The 23,967-nt window shown below is 68.4% G+C and carries 24 protein-coding genes; 11 read left to right on the top strand and 13 right to left on the bottom strand.

Annotated elements, in window-relative coordinates:
* The 3 genes from tpiA (at position 1) to VG502_RS06180 (ending at position 1,583) form a co-directional block, all read left to right on the top strand.
* Positions 1-819, top strand: a complete 819-nt coding sequence (gene tpiA / locus VG502_RS06190) for a triose-phosphate isomerase (protein ID WP_325549152.1) — start codon at positions 1-3, stop codon at positions 817-819.
* Between the two features lie 117 nt (positions 820-936).
* Positions 937-1,179, top strand: a complete 243-nt coding sequence (secG, locus tag VG502_RS06185) for a preprotein translocase subunit SecG (protein ID WP_325549151.1) — start codon at positions 937-939, stop codon at positions 1,177-1,179.
* A 53-nt stretch (positions 1,180-1,232) separates the two neighbouring features.
* Positions 1,233-1,583: an RNA polymerase-binding protein RbpA gene (locus VG502_RS06180; RefSeq protein ID WP_325549150.1), complete on the top strand. Its 351-nt coding sequence runs from the start codon at positions 1,233-1,235 to the stop codon at positions 1,581-1,583.
* A 10-nt stretch (positions 1,584-1,593) separates the two neighbouring features.
* Here VG502_RS06180 and VG502_RS06175 read toward each other — a convergent pair whose 3' ends face one another.
* From VG502_RS06175 to VG502_RS06165, 3 genes are read right to left on the bottom strand one after another with little or no spacing between them, the layout of a single operon-like run.
* Positions 1,594-2,076 (bottom strand): VOC family protein, encoded by a 483-nt coding sequence (locus VG502_RS06175; protein WP_325549149.1) that lies wholly within the window; start codon positions 2,074-2,076, stop codon positions 1,594-1,596.
* Positions 2,076-2,564, bottom strand: coding sequence for an SRPBCC family protein (locus VG502_RS06170; protein WP_325549148.1), 489 nt, complete (start codon positions 2,562-2,564; stop codon positions 2,076-2,078). Before VG502_RS06170 ends, VG502_RS06175 begins: the two co-directional genes overlap by 1 nt.
* Entirely contained in the window at positions 2,561-2,917 is a 357-nt protein-coding gene (locus tag VG502_RS06165; protein ID WP_325549147.1) for an ArsR/SmtB family transcription factor, read from the bottom strand. Before VG502_RS06165 ends, VG502_RS06170 begins: the two co-directional genes overlap by 4 nt.
* A gap of 264 nt (positions 2,918-3,181) precedes the next feature.
* Between VG502_RS06165 and srmL the strand changes: the two genes are divergently transcribed.
* Together srmL and VG502_RS06155 are read left to right on the top strand one after the other, a co-directional pair.
* Positions 3,182-4,309, top strand: coding sequence for a PheS-related mystery ligase SrmL (gene srmL, locus VG502_RS06160; RefSeq protein ID WP_325549146.1), 1,128 nt, complete (start codon positions 3,182-3,184; stop codon positions 4,307-4,309).
* A 154-nt stretch (positions 4,310-4,463) separates the two neighbouring features.
* Positions 4,464-5,813, top strand: coding sequence for a lipase family protein (locus VG502_RS06155; protein ID WP_325549145.1), 1,350 nt, complete (start codon positions 4,464-4,466; stop codon positions 5,811-5,813).
* 4 nt (positions 5,814-5,817) lie between these two features.
* On the opposite strand, the gene pgl is transcribed toward VG502_RS06155, so the two are convergent.
* From pgl to tkt, 6 genes are all read right to left on the bottom strand, one after another.
* Positions 5,818-6,540: a 6-phosphogluconolactonase gene (gene pgl, locus VG502_RS06150; protein ID WP_325549144.1), complete on the bottom strand. Its 723-nt coding sequence runs from the start codon at positions 6,538-6,540 to the stop codon at positions 5,818-5,820.
* A 58-nt stretch (positions 6,541-6,598) separates the two neighbouring features.
* Positions 6,599-7,555 (bottom strand): glucose-6-phosphate dehydrogenase assembly protein OpcA, encoded by a 957-nt coding sequence (locus tag VG502_RS06145; RefSeq protein ID WP_325549143.1) that lies wholly within the window; start codon positions 7,553-7,555, stop codon positions 6,599-6,601.
* Positions 7,552-9,096 carry a glucose-6-phosphate dehydrogenase gene (gene zwf / locus VG502_RS06140; RefSeq protein WP_325549142.1) on the bottom strand — a complete coding sequence of 515 codons (1,545 nt, stop codon included), beginning with the start codon at positions 9,094-9,096 and terminating at the stop codon, positions 7,552-7,554. Before zwf ends, VG502_RS06145 begins: the two co-directional genes overlap by 4 nt.
* A gap of 67 nt (positions 9,097-9,163) precedes the next feature.
* The gene (locus VG502_RS06135; protein ID WP_325549141.1) at positions 9,164-10,783 is read right to left on the bottom strand and encodes a glucose-6-phosphate isomerase; all 1,620 of its coding nucleotides are present in this window, start codon (positions 10,781-10,783) and stop codon (positions 9,164-9,166) included.
* Positions 10,780-11,898 (bottom strand): transaldolase, encoded by a 1,119-nt coding sequence (gene tal, locus VG502_RS06130; RefSeq protein WP_325549140.1) that lies wholly within the window; start codon positions 11,896-11,898, stop codon positions 10,780-10,782. Before tal ends, VG502_RS06135 begins: the two co-directional genes overlap by 4 nt.
* Positions 11,899-11,900: 2 nt before the next feature.
* The gene (gene tkt / locus VG502_RS06125) at positions 11,901-14,063 is read right to left on the bottom strand and encodes a transketolase (protein ID WP_325549139.1); all 2,163 of its coding nucleotides are present in this window, start codon (positions 14,061-14,063) and stop codon (positions 11,901-11,903) included.
* Positions 14,064-14,229: 166 nt separating this feature from the next.
* Here tkt and VG502_RS06120 point away from each other — a divergent pair, with 166 nt between their 5' ends.
* Positions 14,230-15,201, top strand: a complete 972-nt coding sequence (locus VG502_RS06120) for a heme o synthase (RefSeq protein WP_414655711.1) — start codon at positions 14,230-14,232, stop codon at positions 15,199-15,201.
* A 35-nt stretch (positions 15,202-15,236) separates the two neighbouring features.
* Complete coding sequence (locus tag VG502_RS06115) at positions 15,237-16,484, top strand: MFS transporter (RefSeq protein ID WP_325549137.1); 1,248 nt, start codon at positions 15,237-15,239, stop codon at positions 16,482-16,484.
* A gap of 10 nt (positions 16,485-16,494) precedes the next feature.
* Here the strand turns inward: VG502_RS06115 and VG502_RS06110 are convergent, their stop codons facing one another.
* The 4 genes from VG502_RS06110 to VG502_RS06095 form a co-directional block, all read right to left on the bottom strand.
* Complete coding sequence (locus tag VG502_RS06110; protein WP_325549136.1) at positions 16,495-17,547, bottom strand: class I SAM-dependent methyltransferase; 1,053 nt, start codon at positions 17,545-17,547, stop codon at positions 16,495-16,497.
* 87 nt (positions 17,548-17,634) lie between these two features.
* Positions 17,635-18,603 carry a COX15/CtaA family protein gene (locus tag VG502_RS06105; protein WP_325549135.1) on the bottom strand — a complete coding sequence of 323 codons (969 nt, stop codon included), beginning with the start codon at positions 18,601-18,603 and terminating at the stop codon, positions 17,635-17,637.
* Positions 18,600-19,343 (bottom strand): ABC transporter permease, encoded by a 744-nt coding sequence (locus VG502_RS06100; RefSeq protein ID WP_325549134.1) that lies wholly within the window; start codon positions 19,341-19,343, stop codon positions 18,600-18,602. The genes VG502_RS06105 and VG502_RS06100 overlap by 4 nt, the downstream gene beginning before the upstream one ends.
* Before the next feature lie 67 nt (positions 19,344-19,410).
* Positions 19,411-20,145: an ABC transporter ATP-binding protein gene (locus VG502_RS06095; protein WP_414655705.1), complete on the bottom strand. Its 735-nt coding sequence runs from the start codon at positions 20,143-20,145 to the stop codon at positions 19,411-19,413.
* A 100-nt stretch (positions 20,146-20,245) separates the two neighbouring features.
* Between VG502_RS06095 and VG502_RS06090 the strand changes: the two genes are divergently transcribed.
* The 4 genes from VG502_RS06090 to VG502_RS06075 all read left to right on the top strand — a co-directional run bounded on the left by VG502_RS06090 (position 20,246) and on the right by VG502_RS06075 (position 23,966).
* Entirely contained in the window at positions 20,246-20,938 is a 693-nt protein-coding gene (locus VG502_RS06090; RefSeq protein ID WP_325549133.1) for a helix-turn-helix transcriptional regulator, read from the top strand.
* Positions 20,935-22,353, top strand: a complete 1,419-nt coding sequence (gene sufB, locus VG502_RS06085) for a Fe-S cluster assembly protein SufB (RefSeq protein ID WP_325549132.1) — start codon at positions 20,935-20,937, stop codon at positions 22,351-22,353. Before VG502_RS06090 ends, sufB begins: the two co-directional genes overlap by 4 nt.
* Before the next feature lie 99 nt (positions 22,354-22,452).
* On the top strand, positions 22,453-23,628 hold the full coding sequence (gene sufD, locus VG502_RS06080) for a Fe-S cluster assembly protein SufD (protein WP_325549131.1): 1,176 nt from the start codon (positions 22,453-22,455) through the stop codon (positions 23,626-23,628).
* Complete coding sequence (locus VG502_RS06075) at positions 23,625-23,966, top strand: non-heme iron oxygenase ferredoxin subunit (protein ID WP_325549130.1); 342 nt, start codon at positions 23,625-23,627, stop codon at positions 23,964-23,966. Before sufD ends, VG502_RS06075 begins: the two co-directional genes overlap by 4 nt.
* Position 23,967: the final 1 nt, after the last annotated feature.

The raw sequence follows: 23,967 nt of genomic DNA, 5'->3' as shown, positions 1-23,967 counted from the left end.
GTGGCGGACAGCAAGGAAACCCCGGCGGGACGCATCCCGCTCATCGCCGGCAACTGGAAGATGAACCTGGACCACCAGCGGGCGACCGTCGTGGTGCAGAAGCTCGACTGGACGCTGAAGGACAAGCGGCACGACCACGACGAGACCGAGGTCGCGGTCATCCCGCCGTTCACCGACATCCGGTCGGTGCAGACCCTCATCGACGGTGACCGGCTGAAGCTGCAGCTCGGCGCGCAGGACCTGTCGCCATACGACTCGGGCGCCTACACCGGCGACATCTCCGGTGAGTTCCTGGCCAAGCTGGGCTGCTCCTACGTCATCGTCGGACACAGCGAGCGACGGACCATCCATCAGGAGACCGACGAGATCGTCAATGCGAAGGTCAAGGCGGCGCTGCGCCACGAGCTGACGCCGATCCTGTGTGTGGGCGAGCCGCTCGAGGTCCGCAAGGAAGGCGGCCAGGTCGCTCACATCGTGGCGCAGCTGACCGCGGCGCTCGACGGCATCGCGGCGAGTGACGTCGCGTCCCTCGTCGTCGCCTACGAGCCGATCTGGGCGATCGGCACCGGCGAGGTGGCGACGCCCGATGACGCGCAGGAGGCATGTGCCGCGCTGCGCAACACGGTCGCCGAGTTGCACTCCGCCGACATCGCCGACCAGGTGCGCGTCCTGTATGGCGGGTCGGTCAAGTCCGGCAACGTCGCGTCGATCATGGCGCGCGATGACGTCGACGGTGCACTCGTCGGTGGTGCGTCCCTGGACCCCGCGGAGTTCGCCGCGATCTGCCGGTTCAAGGCGCACCAGGGCGCGGTGCTCTGACCGGACGGTCCGTTGGCACGGTCGGCGCGGCTTTCGGCCGCCCGGCCGTGTAACGTTGTCCGAGGTGCCCGTATGGCGCCGATACAGTTCTTCTCGACGTGAAGGTGAGTCTCCAGCGTGGACGGCATGCGCATCGCGCTCCAGGCGGTTGTGGTCATCAGCAGCCTCTTCCTGGTGCTGCTGATTCTGATGCACAAGGGCAAGGGTGGCGGCCTCTCCGACATGTTCGGTGGCGGTGTCAGCAGCAGCCTCGGCGGGTCCTCGATCGCGGAGCGGAACCTCAACCGCCTGACGATCATCGCCAGCATCATCTGGGTTCTGGCCATTGTCGGCCTGGGCCTCGTCGCACGCTTCCAGTAGTCGTAATCTCTTCTACATCCCCGTTTCAAACCTGACGCTGTCAAGGAGCAATCGTGGCCGGTGGCAATGCAATTCGAGGTAGTCGTGTCGGAGCCGGGCCGATGGGCGAGGCCGAGCGCGGCGATGCAGCTCCTCGAGTGATCGTCTCCTACTGGTGCGCCAACGGTCACGAGACCCGGCCGAGCTTCGCCCAGGAGCCGGGCCTCGCGGTGCCGGAGACCTGGGACTGCCCGCGCTGCGGCCTGCCCGCCGGCCAGGACGAGGCCAACCCGCCGGCTGCGCCGCGGGCCGAGCCGTACAAGACTCACCTCGCCTACGTGAAGGAGCGTCGCTCCGACGAGGAGGGCGCGGTCATCCTCGACGAGGCGCTCGACACCCTGCGCCAGCGCGGCCTCATCCAGTAACTCCCAGGCGTCACTCTCGGGCGTCGGTCGCGGCCTGCAGGTCGGCGATGACGATCTTCTGCATGCCCATCAGCGCCTGTATGGCGGCCGGGCCGGTCATCAACTCATCCAGGTTCGCCGGCAGGATCTGCCAGCTGACGCCGTACTTGTCCTTGCACCAGCCGCACTGCTCCGACTCCGGAACAGCCGAGAGCGCCTGCCAGTAGCGGTCGATCTCCGCCTGGTCCGCGCACGCGACCGTGAACGACACCGCCTCGTTGAAGGTGAAGGCCGGGCCGCCGTCGAGGCAGCTGAACTGCACGCCGTTCAGGGTGAACCGGCCATTGATGACCTTTCCGGCCATGCCCTGGAAATGTTCGTCCAGCGACTCGTCGGGGTAGCGCTCGATCCCGTCGATGTGTGAGTCCGGGAACACGTCGACGTAGAACTTCATCGCCTCCTCCGCGTTGTCGTGGAACCACAAGCACGGGCGGATCGCGTTCAGCTCGCTCATCACAGCGCCCCTTCGGTCAACAGGGCGTCCAGCTTCGCGTAACCGTCGTTGATGCCGACCTCCATGCCGCTGGCGAGCCAGCCGTCGCGGGCCTCGAACGACTCGACGAGGGACTGTGCGTGCAGCCGGGTGTGACCGTCGCCGAGGTCCTCGAAGGTGAGTGTCTCGAGGGAGACGCCCTCGGGCATCGCCTCCCACGTGAAGGTCTGCACGATGCGTGAGTCGGTGACCTCGTGGAAGCAGCCGCGGAAGGCGTACTCCTCGCCGTCGTGCGTGTTCAGGAACCGCCAGCTGCCGCCGGTGCGGGCGTCCCAGTAGTCGATCTCGGTGGTGATGCCGTGCGGTCCGACCCATCGCGCGTAGAGCTCGGGGTCGGTGTGCGCCTTGACCAGCTGCGCCGGAGTTGCATTGAAATCACGGGTCGTTCGGATGATCGGGAGCTTCTCGTCCGCCTCGATCACTGCTTCGCGGGTATCGGTGGTGTTCATGATGCGTGGCCCTTCTGTGCCGGAGTGCTGCTGCGGTCGTTGAGTTCGTCGAGCACCGCGTCCAACCGCTGGTAACGCTGCTCCGCCTGGCGCTGGTAGCGCTCGATCCATTTGTTCATCAGGTCGAAGACCTCTGCTTCCAGATGGACCGGACGCCGCTGCGCCTCCTTGCCGCGCGAAACCAGCCCGGCACCCTCCAGCACCTTCAGGTGCTTGGACACGGCCTGGATGCTGACGTCATACGGCGCGGCCAGCTCGCTGACCGTGGCGTCCGCGGTGGTCAGCCGAGCGACGATGTCGCGCCGCGTCGGGTCGGCCAATGCCGCGAACACCTGGGAGAGCTGATCCATCATCGTCCTGTCTCGTAGGTAGTCAACCAATTGGTTGAATAATGAGAATCTAGGCGGCTGCGTCGCGTCTTGTCAACCATTTGGTTGAGTAAAAATCGTTGGCGGCTGCCGGCCGTCCGGGTCTATCGTTCCGGTCATGGCATACCCGCGGCGATTTCGTTGCCCTCGACCGGTGTTCGGTCGTGGGCTCGGCGCCGTGCGCAGCTGAGGTCCGCCGCGCCGGTCGAGGGAGTGAGCTTCCCGACCCGACCGAGCAGAGGATCCTTCATGACCACCAACCAGACCGACCACCTGAGTGACGACGAACTGCGCGCTGCCCTCGAACTGCGCGATCTGACCGACCCGGATGCGGGACCGCACGCCATGCAGCAGCTCGACGACGAGATCGTCCGTGCGGTGGCCCGGCTGAGCGGCAGCGAAGTCCGCCGCGTCCGGCACAGTCCCCTCGTGTCGGTGGCAGCGAACTACGACGCGCTCGGTTATGGCGCCGCGGATGTGACTCGTAATGGGAGGTATTCGCGCTACGTGAGCCCGACCGTCATGCTGCGCAGCCATACCAGCGCGATGATGCCGGTCGCACTCGCGAGTCACGATGGCGTGGACAACGTGCTGTATGCCGCCGCCGGACTCGCCTACCGGCGCGATGCGATCGACCGCACGCACACGGGGGAGCCGCATCAGCTCGACCTGTGGCGGGTGGGCCGCACCACGTCGTGGACCGCTGACGACCTGGTCGCTCAACTGGGGGCGATCGCCGACGCCGTGCTGCCCGGATGCCGCTGGCGGGTGACGTCGTCGCTACACAGCTACACGGTCGGTGGGCTGCAACTCGACGTGTGGGACGACGCCTCGGGCGAATGGCTCGAGCTGGCCGAGGGTGGCCTGGTCGCACCGTGGCTGCTCGATGCCGCCGGACTACCGTCCGAGCGGTGGACCGGGGTGGCTGCCGGTCTTGGACTCGATCGCGCTCTGATGCTACGCAAGCACGTGCCGGACATCCGGTTGCTCCGCTCCGGCGACCCCCGGGTAGCGCGGCAGATGTTGGATCTGTCGTCGTATCAACCAATTTCGATGATGCCTCCGGTGCGGCGGGACCTGTCAGTTGTCCTGCGCTGGGGCACCGACGAGGAGGTGCTCGGCGATCGCATCCGCTCGGCGCTCGGTGACCGCGCCGAGGATCTGGAAGCGGTCGAGCTGGTGGGAGTCACGTCATACGACGACCTGCCGGAGGGTGCTCGCCGGCGGTTGGGCCTACGTGCCGGACAGGTGAACGCGCTGGTGCGGATGACTCTGCGGGCCATCGACCACACGCTGACCGCGGACGAGGCGAACCGGTTGCGCGACGCCGTCTACCTCGCGATCCACGAGGGGCCGGTCCGAGAACTGATCGGGTGAGGAACCCGACCCGGTCGCCATACACGACACGGCTGGTGGTGGAGTTCGCGGCTCGCCGGGAATTGGCGGAAGGCTGACCAAGAAATCATCGTAAGATGACGTGTCTTGTCGAGCGCGTCCGTCGCGGCGCGTGGGGTCCGGGGGGTCCATCCGTATGAACGTGCCACTGCGCGTCCGTCGTCGGGCGAAGGCGAGCGGTGCGGTGACACCGCGGCGCCGACGCCCGGCGCGACGCCTGCTGGGCAGTGCCACTGCCGTGCTGGTGGTGCTGGCACTCCTGGTGGTCGGCTACTCGCAGCACCGTGCTTCGCCGAGCGTCGATGCGTTCTACGACCCGCCGAATTCGGTGGCACAGAGCCGGACCGCGCAGGCCGCTGCGCTGGACCGACCGGGGCGCCTGCTCCGCGCCGAGCCGTTCACGCGCGGCATACCGCAGACGGCGCGCGCGTGGCGCATCCTCTACACCACGACGCGTGCCGACAACAGCCCCGCCGTGGCCAGCGCGATCGTGCTGCTCGGCAAACACGCTCCGGCCGGTCGGCACCCGGTGCTCGCCTGGGCACACGGCACCTCGGGGTATGCCGAGGCGTGCGCACCCAGCCTGTTCACGCAGCCGTTCGGGTCCGGCATCCGGCAGGAGCTCGGGGAGGTGATCCGGCGGCACTGGGTGCTCGTCGCCACCGACTACACCGGCATGGGCACCAAGGGTCCGCAGCCCTACCTGATCGGGCAGAGCGAGGGCCGGGCGATGTTGGACGCCGTTCGCGCGACCCGGCAGTTGCGGCAGGTCTCGGCGTCGAACAGGACTGTCGTCTGGGGACTTTCGCAGGGCGGCGGTGCGGCGCTGTGGACCGGCCAGATCCAACGGGCCTACGCACCGGACGTGCCACTCGTGGGCGTCGCCGCCATCGCACCGACGAGCGACATGCCGGCGATCGCAGCGCACATGAACGCCGTGCGCGGCGGCATGGTGTTCATGGCGTACATCATGACCGCGTACACCGCGGCATACCCCGACGTGCACATGGACGACTACGTGTCACCGGCACACCGGAAGCTGGTCCGTGCCGCGTCCGAGCGGTGCCTGACGGCCGCGAACCTCGTCGTCCGGAACGCCGCATCGACGAGAACGGGTCCGCTGCTGAAGCGTTCGCCGCTCACCGGCCCACTGGGTCAGCGGCTGCGGGAGAACACCCCGACCGGTGTCGGCACCACGCCGCTGCTCGTAGCCCAGGGCGGTAGCGACTCGCTGATCCTGCCGGCGGTGCAGCGGGGGTTCGTGAAGGGCCTGTGCGACAACGGCCAGCGCCTGGACTACCGCGAGTATCCCGGCCGCAACCACGGTGGCGTCGCCAGGGGCAACTCGCCGTTCCTGCCGCAACTGATTACCTGGACCGAACACCGCTGGGCGGGCGACGCGACGCCGGACAACTGCCCGAGGCTGACGCACGCGAGGCCGACGCACGGGAAACCGACCCGGACGGCGGACCTCCGCAAGAGCTGACTCGTTAGTCGGGGAGCTTGCCCGCGGCCGCGGAGTCGAGCCACCAGACGGTGTCGTCCCGGCCGTGCACACCGGCCGCGGGTACGTCCCAGCGATCGGCGCCGGCGGCGTGGGCGGCCGCGACGGCGTCGGCCTTCTCGGCGCCGGCGACCAGGAGCCACACCTGGCGACTGCGGTTCAGGCATTCGAAGGTCAGCGACACCCGGTCCGGTGGTGGCTTGGGGGAGTCGTGGACGGCGATCGCGATGGCGTTCTCGGCGCGCTGCGCGGGGTGGTGCGGGAAGAGCGACGCGACGTGCCCGTCCGGACCCATGCCGAGCATGACGATGTCGAACATCCCGTCGCCGGGCTTCGGTGCCCGGATCGCTGCCGAGTATGCCGCGGCAGCCGCCTCGGCATCGGTGACCTCGTCCGGCCCGGCGACCCGATGGACGTTCTCAGCCGGCACCGGCAGCGCGGTCAGCGCAGCCTGGTCGGCCTCCACGTCGTTGCGATCGCCGTCACCGGCCGGCACGAAACGCTCGTCCCCCCACCAGAAGTGCACGCCGGACCAGTCGACGCCGGTGGCGCCGGGCAACGACCGCAGCGACAGCCCGCCCATCGAGCCACCGGTGAGCACGATATGCGCGACGCCCCGATCCCGCTGTGCAGCAACGATTTCGGTGACGAGACGATCCGAGATCGCCGCACCCAGCTCATCCTTCGTGTCGCGCTTCTCGATGGTCATGCGGGGTCCCTGCGAAGTATTCGGCGGAGCGGAGCGGGGGAGAAACTTCGTGGGGTGCTCATGCGGTCACCTCTTCGGATCGCGTCTTGCGGCCGGCGGGAACGTCGGTGACTCGCGGGAGGCCCTTGACCAGAGCCTCCTTGTAGACGACGTCCTCACCGAGCCTGTTGAGCTCCTCCGCCAGTGACTCGGCGGTGCCCGGCCGGGTCAGGTCGAGCCGTCGTTCCGGCTGGCCGGGCTGGGTGAGTGTGCCGGTCTCGCGGTCCGGCCGCACGAGTTCGATCGGCCCGGACTTCCGCTCCATACGCACATTGACCAGCCCTCGGCCGGGCTCGCACTGCGCGCGCTGCACCGGGCATTTCAGCCGCACGGCGAGCCAGCCGGCCAGCAGATCGGTGCTGGCCGAGTCCGAGGAGCCGGTGACCGTCACTTCGGTCACCGGTTCGTATGGCGGCAGGTCGAGCGCCGTTGCCAGCAGGCCGCGCCACCTGGTGGTGCGCGACCACGCCATGTCGGTGTCGCCACCGGCGTAGTCGTCACGCCTGCGCTGCAACGCCTTTCGCGGGTTCTTGGTGAGCGACGCGTCAGTGATGCGGCGGCTGGCGAGGCGACCGATGGGGGAGGAGGCGACGTCCTGGGCGGCGTTCGGCCACCACGCCACCACGGGGGTGTCCGCAGCCAGCAACGGCGTCACGACACTCGCCCCGTGCTTGGTGAGCTCGCCGAACAGGCGCAGCACGACGATCTCGCTACCGCCCGCGTCGTTGCCGAGCCGCACCTGTGCGTCGAGGCGGCCGGCGCCACGGGCACTGCCCGAGACCAGCGCGATGATCCGGCTCGGATGCTGGCGCGTCGCGTGGATCGCGCACTCGAGCGCATCGTCGGCGTCGGCTTCGTCGACCACGATGATCAACGTCATCACGCGACCGAGCGTCATCGTGCCGGTCTCGCCACGCAGGCGCACGAGCTGCTTGCTGACGTCTTTGGTTGTGGTGTCAGGCAATTCGGTGATCACGGCAGTCTCCACTCACGTCCGTCGCGGGCGAGCAACTCGTCCGCGCTGCGCGGCCCCCAGGTGCCGGCTTCGTAGCCCTCGGGCTGGCCCTTGCGCGCCCAGAACCGCTCGACGGGGTCGAGGATATGCCACGACAACTCGACTTCCTCGTGTCGCGGGAAGAGCGGCGGCTCGCCCAACAGGACGTCCAGGATCAGGCGCTCGTAGGCCTCGGGACTGGACTCGGTGAAGGCACTGCCGTAACCGAAGTCCATTGTCACGTCACGGACCTCCATCGAACCGGCCCCCGGCACCTTCGAGCCGAACCGGATCGTGGTGCCCTCATCCGGCTGCACCCGGATGACGATGGCGTTCTGCCCCAGCTCCTCGGTCGCCGTGTCGGTGAACGGCAGGTGCGGGGCGCGCTTGAAGATGACCGCGATCTCGGTCACCCGCTTGCCCAGTCGCTTGCCGGTCCGCAGGTAGAACGGGACACCGGCGAAGCGTCGCGTGTGCACGTTGAGCTTCACCGCGGCATACGTCTCGGTCGTCGACTTCGGGTCGATGCCGTCCTCGGAGAGGTAACCGATGACCTTCTCGCTGCCCTGCCAGCCGGCGGTGTACTGCCCACGCGCGGTCGCGGTGGCCAGGTCGTCGGGCAACCGGACCGCCGCGAGCACCTTCTCCTTCTCGGCGCGCAACTGGTCGGCGCCGAACGAATTGGGTTGCTCCATGGCGGTCAGCGCGAGCAGCTGCAGCAGATGGTTCTGTATGACGTCGCGCGCTGCCCCGATGCCGTCGTAGTAGCCGGCGCGGCCCGCGATGCCGATGTCCTCGGCCATCGAGATCTGCACGTGATCGACGTAGTGCGCGTTCCAGACCGGCTCGAAGAGCTGGTTCGCGAACCGCAGCGCCAGCAGGTTCTGGACGGTCTCCTTGCCGAGGTAGTGGTCGATCCGGAAGATCGCGTCGGCAGGGAAGACCCGCTCCAGGGTGGCGTTCAGGTCCCGTGCGCTCGCCAGGTCATGACCGAACGGCTTCTCGATGACCACCCGACTCCACGAGCCGTTCTTCGGCCGGGCCAGGCCCGAGCGGTCCAGCTGGGAGCAGACCGTCTCGAACGCCCCGGGCGGGATCGACAGGTAGAACGCGGTGTTGCCGTCCGTGCCCCGCTCGTCGTCGAGCTGGTGCAGCGTCTCGGCGAGTTCGTCGAACGCGGCATCGTCATCGAAACTGCCGTGCACGAAGCGCAGGCCGTCCTCGAGGTTGCGCCATACCTCCTCCCGGAAGGGGGTCCTGGCTCCGGCCTTCACCGCATCCTTGACGATGCGCGCGAAGTCCTGGTCCTCCCAGTCCCGGCGGGCGAACCCGACGAGCGAGAAGCCCGGCGGCAGCAGGCCGCGGTTGATCAGGTCATAGATCGCCGGGAGCAGCTTCTTGCGGGCCAGATCACCGGTGACGCCGAACATCACGAGGGCACAGGGCCCGGCGATCTGGGGCAGTCGACGGTCGTCGGCCTGCCGCAAGGGGTTTGCTCCCGGCGCGACACGCGCCGGACTCATGCTTTGGACGCTCCTCTTTCCCGCGCTCCGGGCCTCACTTCGTTCGTGTCCTCGCTCGGGTCGGAGCTCATGAACCAGTGACCTCCGCGATCGCGTGCTGCACCTGGGCGAGACCGGCCTCATGGTCGGTCAGGTGCAATTGCAGGACAGGACGCCCGTGCTCGGCGAGCACCTTGGCATCGCCGCCCGATTGTGAGTCGATGAAGTTGCCCAGGGTGAAGTCTCGTCCCGGGATCGGCAGGTCCTCGGTCGGCACCGTGGTGATCTGCAGGAAGACACCGTCGGCCGGGCCGCCCTTGTGGTACTGGCCGGTGGAGTGCAGGAAACGCGGGCCGAAGCCGAACGTCACCGGACGGGCGAGCTTGCGAGCCAACGGGATTCGCACATCGGCCAGGGAGCGGTCGGCGATCCGGTCGACGTACGCCATCACCGCGAGGTAACCGTTGTCCGGCACCTGACCGAACAGCGCACGCAGGGCATCGGCGACGGTCGACGCGTCACCCAGGAAGTCGGGGCCGGCACTGCGCACCTCGACCGCGCCGTCGGTGTATGCCGCAGCGTCGGCGGAGCCGGTGCCCGCACCGAGCAGGTCCCGCGCCGCTGCCTTGGCGCTCTCGACGTCGGGCTGGTCGAACGGGTTGATCCCGATCAGCCGACCCGCGACGGCGACCGCGGCCTCCCACAGCAGCATGGCGCCGCCGAGCGAACCACCGACATTGACGACCGCGTCGCCGGACGGCTGCGCCTCGTCATCGGCGGCGACGAGGCGCACGTAGAGCTCGTCGCCGAGCTGGTCGCCGACGGGGGAGTCACCGACGACGACGGGCAACAGCCCCTTGCCGTTCTTGCCGGTGCTCTCGGCGATCAGCTGCTCGGCCCAGTCACCGAAACCGACGGCCGGGCTGCCGGCGTCGATCAGCACGGTCTTGTCGCGCAGCGGGCTGGTGCCGCCCAGGGCAGCGCCCAGCCGCAGCGCGGGGTTGGCGTCGTCGTCCGAAGCCAGCGCCGGCGTCACGGCCTCGGCCTCGTCGAGCAGGCGGCCGATGTCGGCGCCCGCCAGCCCGCTCGGCACCAGACCGAACGCGGTCAGGGCGGAGTAGCGCCCGCCGACGCCGGGATCGGCGTTGAAGACGGCGTAACCGGCCTCGCGGGACTGCTTGTCGAGCGGGCTTCCGGGATCGGTGACCACGACGATGCGCTCCGCCGGGTCGATGCCGGCGTCCTGGAAAGCCTTCTCGTAGACGCGACGCTGCGAGTCGGTCTCGACGGTCGAGCCCGACTTCGACGACACCACGACGACCGTCTGCTCCAGGCGGTCCTCCACAGCGGCCCGGACCATGTCCGGCTGCGAGGAGTCCAGCACCGTCAGCGAGACATGGTCGGACTCACAGATGACCTCGGGCGCGAGCGAGGAGCCGCCCATGCCACAGAGCACGACGTGGTCGAGACCCTTGTCCGTGAATTTGGTTCGCAATGCGGCGATTTCGCCGACCAACGGCCGCGAGGACGACGCCAGGCCGACCCAGGACAGTCGCTTGCTCGCCTCGGACTCGGCATCCGGACCCCACAGGGTCGCGTCCTGTGCGAAGAGCTTGCCGGCGAAACCGTCGGCGACCAGTTGCGGGACGTGGGCCGTGATCGCATCCGCGGCCCCACCTACCGCAGTCACCGTGAGGTCGGCGCTCAAAGTGTCGCCCCTGCCTTCTCCAGCTCACCCTTCACCGAGCCGAGCAGCTCGTCCCAGGACTTGTCGAACTTCTGCAGACCCTCGGTCTCCAGCACCTCGACGACGTCGGCGTAGGACACACCGAGCTTGTCGAGGGCGTCCAGCACTCCGGCGGCGTCCGCGTAGTTGCCGGTCACCTGGTCGCCGGAGAGCGCACCGTGGTCGGCGAGCGCGTCGAGGGTCTTGGGCGGCATGGTGTTGACCGTGTCCTTGACCGCGAGGTCCACGACATACATCGTGTCCGGGTATGCCGGGTCCTTGACACCGGTGGAGGCCCACAGCGGGCGCTGCGTGTGCGCACCCTCGTCGGCGAGGGTCTTCCAGCGCGGGGTGCTGAAGACCTCCTCGAACGCCTGGTAGGCGAGGCGCGCGTTGGCGACCCCGGCCTTGCCCTTGAGCGCCTTGGCCTCGTCGGAGCCGATGGCGTCCAGCCGCTTGTCGACCTCACTGTCGACGCGCGACACGAAGAACGACGCGACCGAGCGGATCTTGGACAGGTCCTTGCCGGCCTGCTTGGCCTGCTCCAGACCGGCGAGGAACGCGTTCATCACACCGCGGTAGCGCTCCAGCGAGAAGATCAACGTCACGTTGATGCTGATGCCCTCGGCGAGTGCGGCGGTGATAGCCGGCAGGCCCTCTTCGGTGGCCGGGATCTTGATCATGACGTTGGGCTGGTCGACCTTGGCCCACAGTCGCTTGGCCATCTCGACGGTGCCGTCGGTGTCGCGAGCCAGGCGCGGGTCCACCTCGATGGACACCCGGCCGTCGAGGCCGTCCGTCGCGTCATACACCGGACGGAGCACGTCGCACGCGTTGTGGACGTCACGGGTGGTGATCTCGAAGACGGCGTCGTCGACGCTCGTGCCGGCCTTGGCCAGCTCGGCGACCTGATCGTTGTATGCCGAGCCGTCCGACAGCGCCGTGGCGAAGATCGTCGGGTTGGTCGTCACACCGACGACGTTCTTGTCCGAGACCAGCTTCTCCAGGTCACCGCCACCGATCAGCGAGCGGCTGAGGTCGTCCAGCCAGATCGAGACGCCGAGGTCGCTCAGTGCCTGCGTGTTTTCGTTTGCCATCTTCAGTTGCCTCCTACGGCTGCAATGGACTCCTGCGCGGCGGACACCACAGCGTCCACCGTGAAGCCGAACTTCTCCATCAGCACGGTGCCTGCGGCGCTGGCGCCGAAGTGGTCGATGCCGATGGTGCGTCCCGCGTCTCCGACGATGTCGTGCCAGCCGAAGGTCGCGGCGGCTTCGACGCTGACCCGAGCCCGCACCGACGGCGGAAGGACGTCGTTCCGGTAGGTCTCGTCCTGCTCCATGAACCACTCACGGCTCGGCATGGACACCACACGAGCTGCAACGTTCTTCTCGGCCAAAGCCTTCCGCGCGTCGAGCGCGAGGCCGACCTCGGAGCCGGTCGCCACGAGGATCACGTCGGGTGTGCCGTCGGTGTCGGCCAGCACGTAGGCGCCGCGCGCGACACCCTCGGCGGAGGCGAATTCCGTGCGGTCCACCGTCGGCAGCGCCTGACGGGACAGGATCAGGCCGGCCGGGCGGTCGGTGTGCTCCAGGATCGTGCGCCACGCGACGGCGGTCTCGTTGGCGTCGGCCGGACGGACGACATCCAGGCCGGGGATCGCGCGCAGTGACGCCAGGTGCTCGATCGGCTGGTGGGTCGGGCCGTCCTCGCCGAGCCCGATCGAGTCGTGCGTCCACACGAACGTCACCGGCAGCTTCTGGATCGCGGCCAGGCGCACCGCCGGGCGCATGTAGTCGGAGAAGACGAGGAAGGTGCCGCCGTAGGGGCGGGTCAGGCCTTCCAGGGCGATGCCGTTGAGCGCCATACCCATGGCGTTCTCGCGGATGCCGAAGTGCAGCGTGCGCCCGTAGGGGCCGCCCTGCCAGGCCTCGGTCTGCCAGTTCTCCGGGACGAAGCTGGGTTCGCCCTCCATGGTGGTGTTGTTGGACTCGGCGAGGTCGGCCGAGCCGCCCCACAGCTCGGGCAGCACCGGCGCGAGCGCGGTGAGGATCTTGCCGGACGCCGCGCGGGTGGCGATGCCCTTGGCGTCGGGCTCGAAGACCGGGAACGCGTCGGCGAAGTTGTCGGGGAGCTTGCGGTCCTGCAACCGGGCCAGCAGCTTCGCGCCCTCGGGGTTGGCGTCGCGCCAGGCGGCGAACGACTTGTCCCACTCGGCGTGTGCCTGCTGCCCGCGGTCCTTGACCTTGCGGACGTGCTGGATGACCTCGTCGTCGACCTGGAAGGTCTGCTCGGGGTCGAAGCCGAGCAGCTTCTTGGTGCCGGCGACCTCGTCGTCACCCAGCGCACTGCCGTGCGCCTTGCCGGTGCCCTGCTTCGTCGGCGCCGGCCACGCGAGGATGGTGCGCAGGCAGATGAGCGACGGCTTGTCGGTGACCGACTTCGCCTGCTCGATGGCATCGATCAGGTCGTCGACGTTCTCGGTGTAGCTGTCGCGGTCGCTGTCCGGCTTGGCACCGGGACGCCAGTCGACCGTCTGCACGTGCCAGCCGTATGCCGCATAGCGGCCCGCGACGTCCTCGGTGAACGACACGTCGGTGTCGTCCTCGATGGAGATCTGGTTCTGGTCGTAGAACGCGATGAGGTTGCCCAGCTCCTGGTGCCCGGCAAGCGAACCCGCCTCTGCCGAAACGCCTTCCATCAGGTCACCGTCGGATGCGATGGCCCACACGTGGTGGTCGAACGGGCTCTCGCCGGGTGCTGCGTCGGGGTCGAGCAGACCGCGCTGGCGGCGCTGCGCCATCGCCATACCGACGGCCGAGGCGATGCCGGAGCCGAGCGGCCCGGTCGTGATGTCGACACCGTCGGTGTGGCCGTACTCCGGGTGGCCAGGGGTCAGCGAGTCCCAGGTGCGCAGCGACTCCAGGTCCTTCAGCTCCAGGCCGTAGCCGGAGAAGTAGAGCTGGATGTACTGGGTCAGGCTCGAGTGGCCGCAGGAGAGCACGAACCGGTCGCGCCCGATCCAGTGCGGGTCGCTCGGGTCGATGCGCATGACGTTCTGGTAGAGCAGGTAGGCCAGCGGCGCCAGGCTCATGGCGGTGCCCGGATGGCCGTTGCCCGTCTTCTGTACGGCGTCGGCGGCGAGCACCCGCACGGTGTCGACCGCGCGAACGTCGACCGGCGTCCAGCCGGCCTTGGTGGCGACGGGCTCAGCGAGTGCTGGGTCCCGCGGTCCGGTGGTGGCTGAGGTGTCCTGGCTCACGGCAGATTGCTCCCACGAATAGTCGACCGGTCTGGTTCTTTCCCACCCGAGCCTAGCCCTGCCACCCAGGCGGGAAGCAACGTCCTGCAGCGGGATAGACTGCGGGCAGTTCAGGTGGTGAGATGCCCACCTCTTACGCAATCCCCGAGCAACGGAAGTGACGAGAGTGACTGCGATCGAGCCGCGCTCGGCCGAAGGCCGTGCCACCGCCGACCGCACTCTCGAAACCCCGCCCCGTAAGCCGTTCGGCGCCGTGGTGCGCGACTACGTCGCCCTGACCAAGCCGCGCATCATCGAGTTGCTGCTGGTCACGACGTTCCCGGTCATGTTCCTCGCGGACAGGGGCGTCCCGTCGGTCTGGCTGATCCTGGCGACGCTGATCGGTGGATCGTTGTCGGCCGGCTCGGCCAACTCGCTCAACTGCTATCTCGACCGCGACATCGACCGGCTGATGCACCGCACCGAGGGACGCCCACTGGCGACCGGCGCGATCAGTCCGCGCGCGGGCCTGATCTTCGGTGTCGTGCTGGGTGCGATCTCGGTCCTCTGGCTCGGCCTGCTGGTCAACTGGCTGTCGGCCGCGCTGTCCTTCGGCGCCATCGTGCTCTACGTCGGCTTCTACACGCTGCTGCTCAAGCGCCGCACGTCCCAGAACATCGTCTGGGGCGGCATCGCCGGCTGTATGCCGACCCTCATCGGCTGGTCCGCGGTGACCAACTCGGTCAGCTGGTCGGCGATCGTGCTCTTCCTGGTCGTGTTCTTCTGGACGCCGCCGCACTACTGGCCGCTGTCGATGCGCTTCCGTGACGACTACGCCAACGCGGGTGTGCCGATGCTGCCGGTCGTCGCCGAGGACATCGCCGTTGCGCGGCAGATCGTGATCTACACCTGGGTGACCGTCGCCACCACGCTGGCCCTGGTGCCGGTGGCCGACATGGGCGTGATCTACACGGTCATCGCGCTGGTCTCCGGCGCGGTGTTCCTGCGCGAAGCGCACCTGCTGCTGCGCCGTGCGCGCGCCGGTGCGTCATACAAGGTGCTGAAGCCGATGCGGCTGTTCCACTACTCGATCAGCTACCTCACCCTGGTCTTCGTGGCGGTCGCCATCGACCCGCTACTGCACATCGCGTTGCACTGATACGTCGTCGGACGCCGCCTGCGTAGGGTGGCTGCATGACCGCTGCGGCAGGGCCGGCCGAAACGCTGCCCCTGCCATTCCGACGGTTGTGGCTGGGGGAGACGGTCTCCTCGTTCGGCACCTACGTCACCCTGATCGGCCTGCAGTTCCTGGTGCTGCGAACTCTGCACGGCGGCCCACAGGATGTCGGCTGGCTGAACTCCGCGCGCTGGTTGCCCTACCTGGTCCTCGGACTCTTCGCAGGCGTGATCGTCGACCGGTGCCGTCGCCGGCCGATGATGGTCGGCACCGACCTGGCCTGCGGGCTGCTCGTCGCGGCGATCCCCGCCGCGTGGGCGCTGGACGTCCTGTCGATACCGGTGCTGATCACGATCGTCCTGCTGTATGGCGCAGCGGCCCTCTTCAACGACGCGGCGTCGATGGCGTACCTGCCTGCCCTGGTCCCGCGACACCAACTGCAGCGCTCGCACGCACGGCTCGACGGCTCGTCCGCCGTGGCCCAGACCGCCGGGCCGACCCTCGCGGGCGGTCTCATCAAGCTGTTCGGTGCGCCGTGGGCGATCCTCGTGGACGCCCTGAGCTACCTGTTCTCGGCGGCGATGATGGCCGGCCTGCCGGCACGGGAGTCGGGCCGTGCTGCGGCGGCCCGCTCGAGCGTTCGCCGGGACATCCGCGAGGGCGTCCGATGGGTCTATCGCCCGGGCGCCCAGCGGTGGCTGGCGATCGGCACCCACCTGTGGTTCGCAGCCAACTCGCTGCTGGGCGTCGCCATACCGACGTTCGCACTTCACACGCTCGACCTGTCCGCGCTCCAGTTCGGCGTTGCGACCGCACTGGCGGGTGTGGGTGCGATCGTGGGCGCCGCCATCAGTACGCGGGTCGGCAACCGGCTCGGCACCGGCGGTGCGGTGATCGCCGCGCACGGGATCAGTGCCGTGGGTGTCGGCGTGATGGCGCTGGCCGGCCCGGGCAGGGGCAGTTGGGTCGCGACGGCGGTGCTGGCCGCGGGGCAGTGCGGCCACGGGCTCGCGATGGGCATGAGCAACTCGCACGAGATGAGCTACCGGCAGGCGACGACGGCAGATCACCTGCAGGCGCGGGTCAACATCACCATGCGCGCGGCGAACCGCACCGTCATCGTCGTGGTCGCGCCGCTCGCCGGAGTGTGCGTCGCAGCCATCGGAACGCGTATGGCGGTCGTGGTCGCCGCCGTCGCGTTCGTCGCTGTGACCGTGGTGCTCCTCGCGTCACCGTTCCGCAGTGAGCGGATCGTGAGCCGGTGACGTGGCGACCTCAGCGCGGGTCGCGCAACTCCTGCCAGAGCTCGGTGTAGTCGGCAGCGCTCGCGCCGCCGTCCCGCAGGGCACGCACCTTGGCCCAGACCGGTGAGGACATGACCGCCTTCGGGTCGTAGGCGTGGGTGCGGCGCACCCAGTCGGTGTCCACCTTCTGCGGGTCCGGCGCACTGAGCTCGGGGAGCACTTGCTCGTAGACCTCGTCGAGCACTGTGGACGTGGGGTCGAGTCCGACGATCAGGTAGCTGCCGGTCGGATCGGTGTTGATCGGCAGCAGCGTGAGGTCCGGTCGGTGCCGGCGGAGTACCTCGTGCACCTTGTAGACATCGCCCGCCCACGACACGGTGCGGCGAATCCGCTGTGCTTCCAGGGAGTTTCGCGGCAGCATGTCGTCCAGGATGACGACGCCGCCGGGGGACATGTGCTTCTCGATGTTCATGAAATCGCGGAAGACGAACTCCGCGAGATGCATCCCGTCGATGAACGCCAGATCGACCGGGACGCCGTGGAAATGATCGAAATTGCCTGCGGTGGCGAAGAAGTCGTCGCTTGTCTGGAGAAAGGTCCGGACGTCGCACTGGATCGACCGGGTGATGCGGTAGGCCGGATCCACCGCGATGGTGCGGGCGCTCGACAGCGTCAGGCTCTGGCCCTGGTCGACACCGATCTCGAAATAGGTGCGGGGTTCCAGCAGGTCGTGCATGGTGGCCAGCAGCGTGTGCTTGTGGGTGCCGCTGCTGGTGTGCTCGAAGGGGTCCGGCGACGCCCACTTCAGGCCGTTCGGCGGCTTCGAGCCGGCCCCCAGTCCCTCGGTTCCGGCACGTCCCAGGGCATCGATCGTCTCCTGGCGGGTCAGCTTGCCCGAGGCGCCCGGGCCGGCCTTCGAAGTGGCCTTCGAAGCGGCGCCGGCGGACTTGGACGGAGCTGCCTGCGGTGTCAGCCGACGAGCGAGATTCGCGCGTACGGCGACCTCACGACGCCGGAGGTTGTCGGTTCGAGGACCGCCGAGCGTGCTGCGCAAGGTGGATCCGACGGCTGACCGAATGGACATGGAAGACCCTTCTGGCTGGGGACAGATCGGACCAGCGTAGGTGATGCACCTTACAAAAGCGGCTCGAGCCGAACAGGCCGTCGTCCGTCAGCGCTTGCGCAGGCTGAGCAACGCCCAGGTGGTCACGACGACGAGGAGGCTGGCGAGGATCATGTGGATCTCCACGAGGCCGGCGGGCACCTCCAGGAAGTACTGGGTGTAGCCCACGATGCCCTGGATCACGATCACACCGGCGACCCAGCCCCACGCCTTCGGTGCGCGAGTATGCCGAGCGATCAACAACGTCGCGACGAGCATCGCGATGACCAGCCCGGTCAGCAGCATGACCGTGTCGGCGTGCAGCCAGGAGACCGTGCGCACGTCGAAGCTCAGGCGAGCAGGGTGCTCGGCGTCGTCCCCGGAATGCGGGCCCGAACCGGTGACCAGCGTGCCCAGCAGCAGCACGACCGCCACGACGACGGCGGTGGCCGCGCCGAGCCAGCGGACCTCCCGGGGGACCAGCGGTTCGGGAGGCCCGTCGGTCTCCCGGGACCGGTAGACCAGCCAGGCGGACGCCGCGACCAGCACCATCGACGCCAGGAAGTGGGTTGCCACGATCGCCGGGTTGAGGCCGGTGCGCACCGAGATGCCACCGACCACGGCCTGGACCGCGATGCCGAACAGGATCCAGGCCACCGGTGGCCACAGACCACGGCGGCCGGAGCCCTTGCGCTGGTCGACGATCAACGCGACGAGCAGCGCGACGGCCACGATGCTGACGACGCTCGTCATCGTGCGGTTGCCGAACTCGATGTATTTGTGCCAGGACTGCTCCTGGTGCTTGACGGGCGTCAGCGATCCGGGCACACACTGCGGCCAGTCCGGACACCCGAGGCCACTGGCCGTGAGACGGACGAGTCCGCCGGTCGCGACGATCAGGATCTCGACGAACAGGTTGAGCCAGAAGAGCCGGTGCAGCCAGGCGGTGATCCCGGTCGCGGGCTGCGTGGGCGGCAGCGGCGACCAGCCGGTGCGACCCTCCGATGTCTCGGTGTCCGGCCTGGCTTCGGTGATCATCGGTCGTCCCATCGGAAGGTGGCGGCGGTCAGGGCGGTGGCGGCGGCGCCCCATACGAGGAGCACCACGACGGGCTCGCCCAGTGAGCCGAAGTGTCCGGTCATGGCGTCCCGCAGCCCGTCGCCGAGGGCTCCGGACGGAAGCAGTCGGACGATGACTCCGACGGCGTCGGGCAGTTCGCCCGAGGGGTAGAGCAGGCCGCCGACCGCGGCGAACATCACCCAGAGCAGGTTGGCCACGGCCAGCACCGCCTCGGCGCGCAGCACGCCGGAGATCAACAGCGCCAACGCGACCCAGGTCCACGTGCCGATCAGCATGAGGACCAGTCCGACGACGACGCCGAGCGGGTCGGGATGCCAGCCGAAGCACGCACCCAGCACCGCCAGCAGCACCGATTGCAGTGCGACGATCAGCAGGACCGCCAGCGCCTTCCCGGCCAGCAGGCCGGACCGGCCGAGCGGCGTGACGCCCAGCAGGCGCAGCACGCCATACCGACGATCGAAGCCGGTGGCGATGGCCTGCCCGGTGAACGCGGTTGACACGACCGCCAGCGCGAGCACGCTCGGCACGACGATGTCGATACGGCGTCCGGGGCCGAGACTGGGACTGGTGGCGACCGCGAGGCCGACCAGGGCGAGTGCCGGCAGCAGCAGCGAGACCAGCAGTTGTTCGCCGTTACTCAGCAGGGTGCGTGCCTCGAACGCTGCCTGGCTGCGCGCGCGCAGCACCGGGGTGGTCAAGCCGATCCCCTCGTTCCTCGGGTGTCGGCATTCGCCCTGAGCTTGTCTGGTCGCTCGCTGCGCTCGCTCATGCTCCTGTCACCCCTCTGTGGTCGTGTCGGGTCAACGCGAAGTAGGTGTGCTCGAGGCCGCTGGAACCGCTGACGTCGGCGATGGTGCCCTGCGCGGCGACCGAACCGGCGGCGACGATGATGACCTGGTCGGCCAGTCGATCGGCCTCGTCGAAGGAGTGGGTCGTGACGACGACGCACGAGCCCCGGTCGCGGGTCTGCCGGATCAGGTCCCAGACGTCCAGTCGGGCATGGGGGTCGAGCCCGGCGCTCGGTTCGTCCAGGAAGACGACGTCGGGCCTGCCGATCAGCGCTGCCGCCATGGCGACGCGCTGGCGCTGTCCGCCGGACAACCGTCGTACGGACGTATGGCGGAAGTCGTTGATGCCGAGTTGTTCCACCAGCGCCGGGAACTCGTCCTTCGCGTCATACAGCGTGGCGAAGTGCTCGAGGAGACGCAGCGGCTTGACCGAGGCGGGCAGCCCGCCGTCCTGCAACATGACGCCGACACGGCGGCGATGGGCGGCGCCGGCGCCCCAGGGATCGGTGCCGAGCACGCGGACCGTGCCGGTCTCCGGGCGACGTAGACCCTCGGCCATCTCCATGATCGTGGTCTTGCCGGCGCCGTTGGGGCCGAGCACGCAGGTGATCGCACCCTGCGGGGCGCTCCAACTCATGTTGTCGAGTGCGAGCTTGCTGCCGTAGTGGTGTGTCACCCCGTTGACGACGACCGGCGGAACGGGAGCACTCACGACCGTCAAGTGTATGTCGTGGGGTTGGCACCACGCGCCCTGGCCCGACTTAGGTAAGCCTGGCTGGAACGTTCCCAGGTAATTACGTCACACTGATGTTGTGTTTATCCCCGGTGGCGAGACCGGCACGCGCGAGCGTGTGCTGCGAACGATCTCCGAGCGCGGCCCCATCACGGCGGCCGAGCTCGCGGATTCGCTCGGTCTGACGCCTGCCGCCGTGCGCCGGCACCTGGACTGCCTGGCACATGATGACCTGGTCGAGGAGCACGGGTCCACCGGGGCCACCGAGCGCAAGCGCGGCCGTCCGGCACGTGCCTTCGTGGTCTCGCCCGCCGGGCATGCGGCGCTGCGTGGCGATTACGAACCCCTCGCCGGGTCCGTGCTGCGCTTCCTGCGGGACAACTCCGGCGAGGAGGCGGTGACCGAGTTCGCGCGGCAGCGCGCACAGAAGATGGCCGAGCAGGCCACCCCGGTCGTCGAGTCCGCCGGGCGTGACCTGGACAGCCGCACCCAGGCGCTGGCCGCAGCGCTCACCGAGCAGGGTTTCGCCGCCACGACCCGTCCGGTCGGGAATGACACTCCGTTGGCCGGGGTTCAACTGTGTCAGGGCCATTGCCCGGTGCAGCACGTCGCCACGGAGTTCCCGCAGTTCTGCGAGGAAGAAGCCAAGGCGTTCTCGCGGACCCTCGGCGTTCACGTCCAGCGACTGTCGTCGCTCGCCCAGGGCGACCACGTGTGCACCACATTCGTTCCAACTCCCAACTCCCCAGCGACTGAAAGGGATTCACGATGAGCACCATCGAAGAGCTCAACCCAGGACTAGAGGGCATCGGCCGCTACGAATACGGCTGGGCCGACAGTGACGTCGCCGGTTCGAGTGCGCGCCGCGGATTGTCCGACGAGGTCGTCGCCGACATCTCGGGCCGTAAGAACGAGCCCGAGTGGATGCTCAAGAACCGTCTGAAGGCGCTGAAGCTCTTCGACAAGAAGCCGATGCCGTGGTGGGGCTCGGACCTGACCGGGATCGACTTCCAGAACATCAAGTACTTCGTGAAGTCGACCGAGAAGCAGGCCACCACCTGGGACGAGCTCCCCGAGGACATCAAGGCGACCTACGACAAGCTCGGCATCCCGGAGGCGGAGAAGCAGCGCCTGGTCGCCGGTGTCGCAGCGCAGTACGAGTCCGAGGTCGTCTACCACCAGATCCGTGAGGACCTGGAGGCCCAGGGCGTCATCTTCGTCGACACCGACACCGGCCTGCGCGAGCACGAGGACATCTTCAAGGAGTACTTCGGCTCGGTCATCCCGGCCGGCGACAACAAGTTCGCCTCGCTCAACACCGCGGTCTGGTCCGGTGGATCGTTCGTCTACGTCCCCAAGGGCGTGCACGTCGAGATCCCGCTGCAGGCCTACTTCCGGATCAACACCGAGAACATGGGCCAGTTCGAGCGGACGCTGATCATCGCCGACGAGGACTCCTCCGTGCACTATGTCGAGGGCTGCACGGCACCGATCTACAAGTCGGACTCGCTGCACTCGGCCGTCGTGGAGATCGTCGTCAAGAAGGGCGCCCGCGTCCGCTACACGACGATCCAGAACTGGTCGAACAACGTCTACAACCTGGTCACCAAGCGCGCGACCTGCGAGGCCGGCGCGACCATGGAGTGGATCGACGGCAACATCGGCTCCAAGGTGACGATGAAGTACCCCGCCGTCTTCCTGATGGGCGAGCACGCCCGCGGTGAGACCCTGTCGATCGCCTTCGCCGGTGAGGGCCAGCACCAGGACGCCGGATCCAAGATGGTGCACGCGGCGCCCAACACCAGCTCGACCATCGTCAGCAAGTCGGTGGCGCGTGGCGGTGGCCGCACGTCATACCGCGGCCTGGTCCAGATCCTCGAGGGCGCCCACGGCTCGAAGTCGAGCGTCGTGTGTGATGCGCTCCTGGTCGACCAGATCAGCCGCTCGGACACCTACCCGTATGTCGACGTGCGCGAGGACGACGTCCAGATGGGCCACGAGGCAACGGTCTCCAAGGTCAGCGAGGACCAGATGTTCTATCTGATGTCGCGCGGCATGACCGAGGAGGAGGCGATGGCGATGATCGTGCGCGGCTTCGTCGAGCCGATCGCGCGCGAGTTGCCGATGGAGTACGCACTCGAACTCAACCGGCTCATCGAGCTGCAGATGGAGGGCGCGGTCGGATAACGCCTCGATGAGCGGCCGGTGCCCGGTTCCGATACGGCGCTCGCACGCTCACCGCCACTCAACCCGCATGTTGCTCCTGGAAGGACCATTGACCCCACGATGTCCCTGTTGACACCCGATGCGAAGACCCACGTCGACCCTGCCGCCCAGGCGTCGGTGCCCGATAAATCACGTGCCGAGCGCAAGACGTCGTTCGACGTCGCCGACTTCCCGGTGCCGCACGGCCGCGAGGAGGACTGGCGATTCACGCCGGTCGACCGACTGACCGGCCTGTTCGCCGACGAGCCGACCGCCGACGATGCGGTCACGGTCGAGGTTTCCGACCAGTCGGTGCTCGCCGAGCCCCTGGCCGCCGGTGAAGGCGCCCGCGGCACCGCGCTGGTGCCGGGTGACCGTGCCTCGGTGCTGGCGCACGCGGGCAGCCCCAAGGCGCTGCACCTCAAGCTCGCCGCCGACACCGAGTACGACGAGCCGGTGCGTGTGGTGGTGCACGGCAACGCCGGGAAGCGTTCCAACGGTCATGTCGTGATCGAGGCCGGGGTGCACGCCAAGGGTCTGGTGATCCTGGAGCACACCGGTTCCGGCGAGCACACGGCCAACGTCGAGGTCGTCGTCGGTGACGGCGCCCACCTGACCGTGGTCAGCCTGCAGCAGTGGGACGACGATGCCCTGCACCTGGCGCAGCACGAGGCGCTGGTCGGTCGTGACGCGACCTACCGGCACATCGCCGTGACGCTCGGCGGCAAGGTCGTGCGGATCAACTCCAACGTCAAGTACGACGGGCCCGGCGGCGACGCCACCCTGCTGGGTGTCTACTTCGCCGACGCCGGACAGCACCTGGAGCACCGGACGTTCATCGATCACAACGCGGCACGGACCAAGTCGCTGGTCACCTACAAGGGTGCGCTGCAAGGCGATTCGGCTCACTCGGTCTGGGTCGGCGATGTGTTGATCCGCGCCGAGGCCGAGGGCATCGAGACCTACGAACTCAACCGCAACCTGGTGCTCACCGACGGTGCGCGCGCCGACTCGGTGCCGAACCTCGAGATCGAGACCGGCGAGATCGCCGGTGCGGGGCACGCCAGCTCGACCGGCCGGTTCGACGACGAGCAGTTGTTCTACCTGCAGGCCCGCGGCATCCCCGAGCCCGAGGCACGTCGCCTCGTGGTGCGTGGCTTCTTCGCCGATGTCATCAGCAAGATCGGTGTTCCCGCGGTCGTCGACCCGCTCATGGAGGCGATCGACGCGGAGCTCGCCTCCGGAGCCAACGTATGAGTGAAGCCGAGCAGCTGACCGACGAGTTCATCCGAGTGTGTGAACTCGGTGAGCTTTCGGTCAACGAGCCTGCGCTGGCCGAGATCAACGGCGTGCGCGTCGCGCTGGTGCGCGACGGCGAGGACGTCGTACGCGCTGTCAACGACACCTGCAGCCACGCCAACGTCTCGTTGTCCGAGGGCGACGTCGACGGCTGCACCATCGAGTGCTGGCTGCACGGGTCGCGTTTCGACCTCAACACCGGCGAGCCCACCGGCCCGCCCGCCACGGCGCCCATTGCCGTCTACCCCGTACGAATTCAGGACGGCGACGTTTTCGTCTCCGTTCCGTCGAGCTGAA

The sequence above is a fragment of the Flexivirga sp. genome, assembly GCF_035551235.1.
Taxonomy (GTDB): domain Bacteria; phylum Actinomycetota; class Actinomycetes; order Actinomycetales; family Dermatophilaceae; genus Flexivirga.
This window is presented reverse-complemented; position numbering and strand designations above follow the sequence as displayed.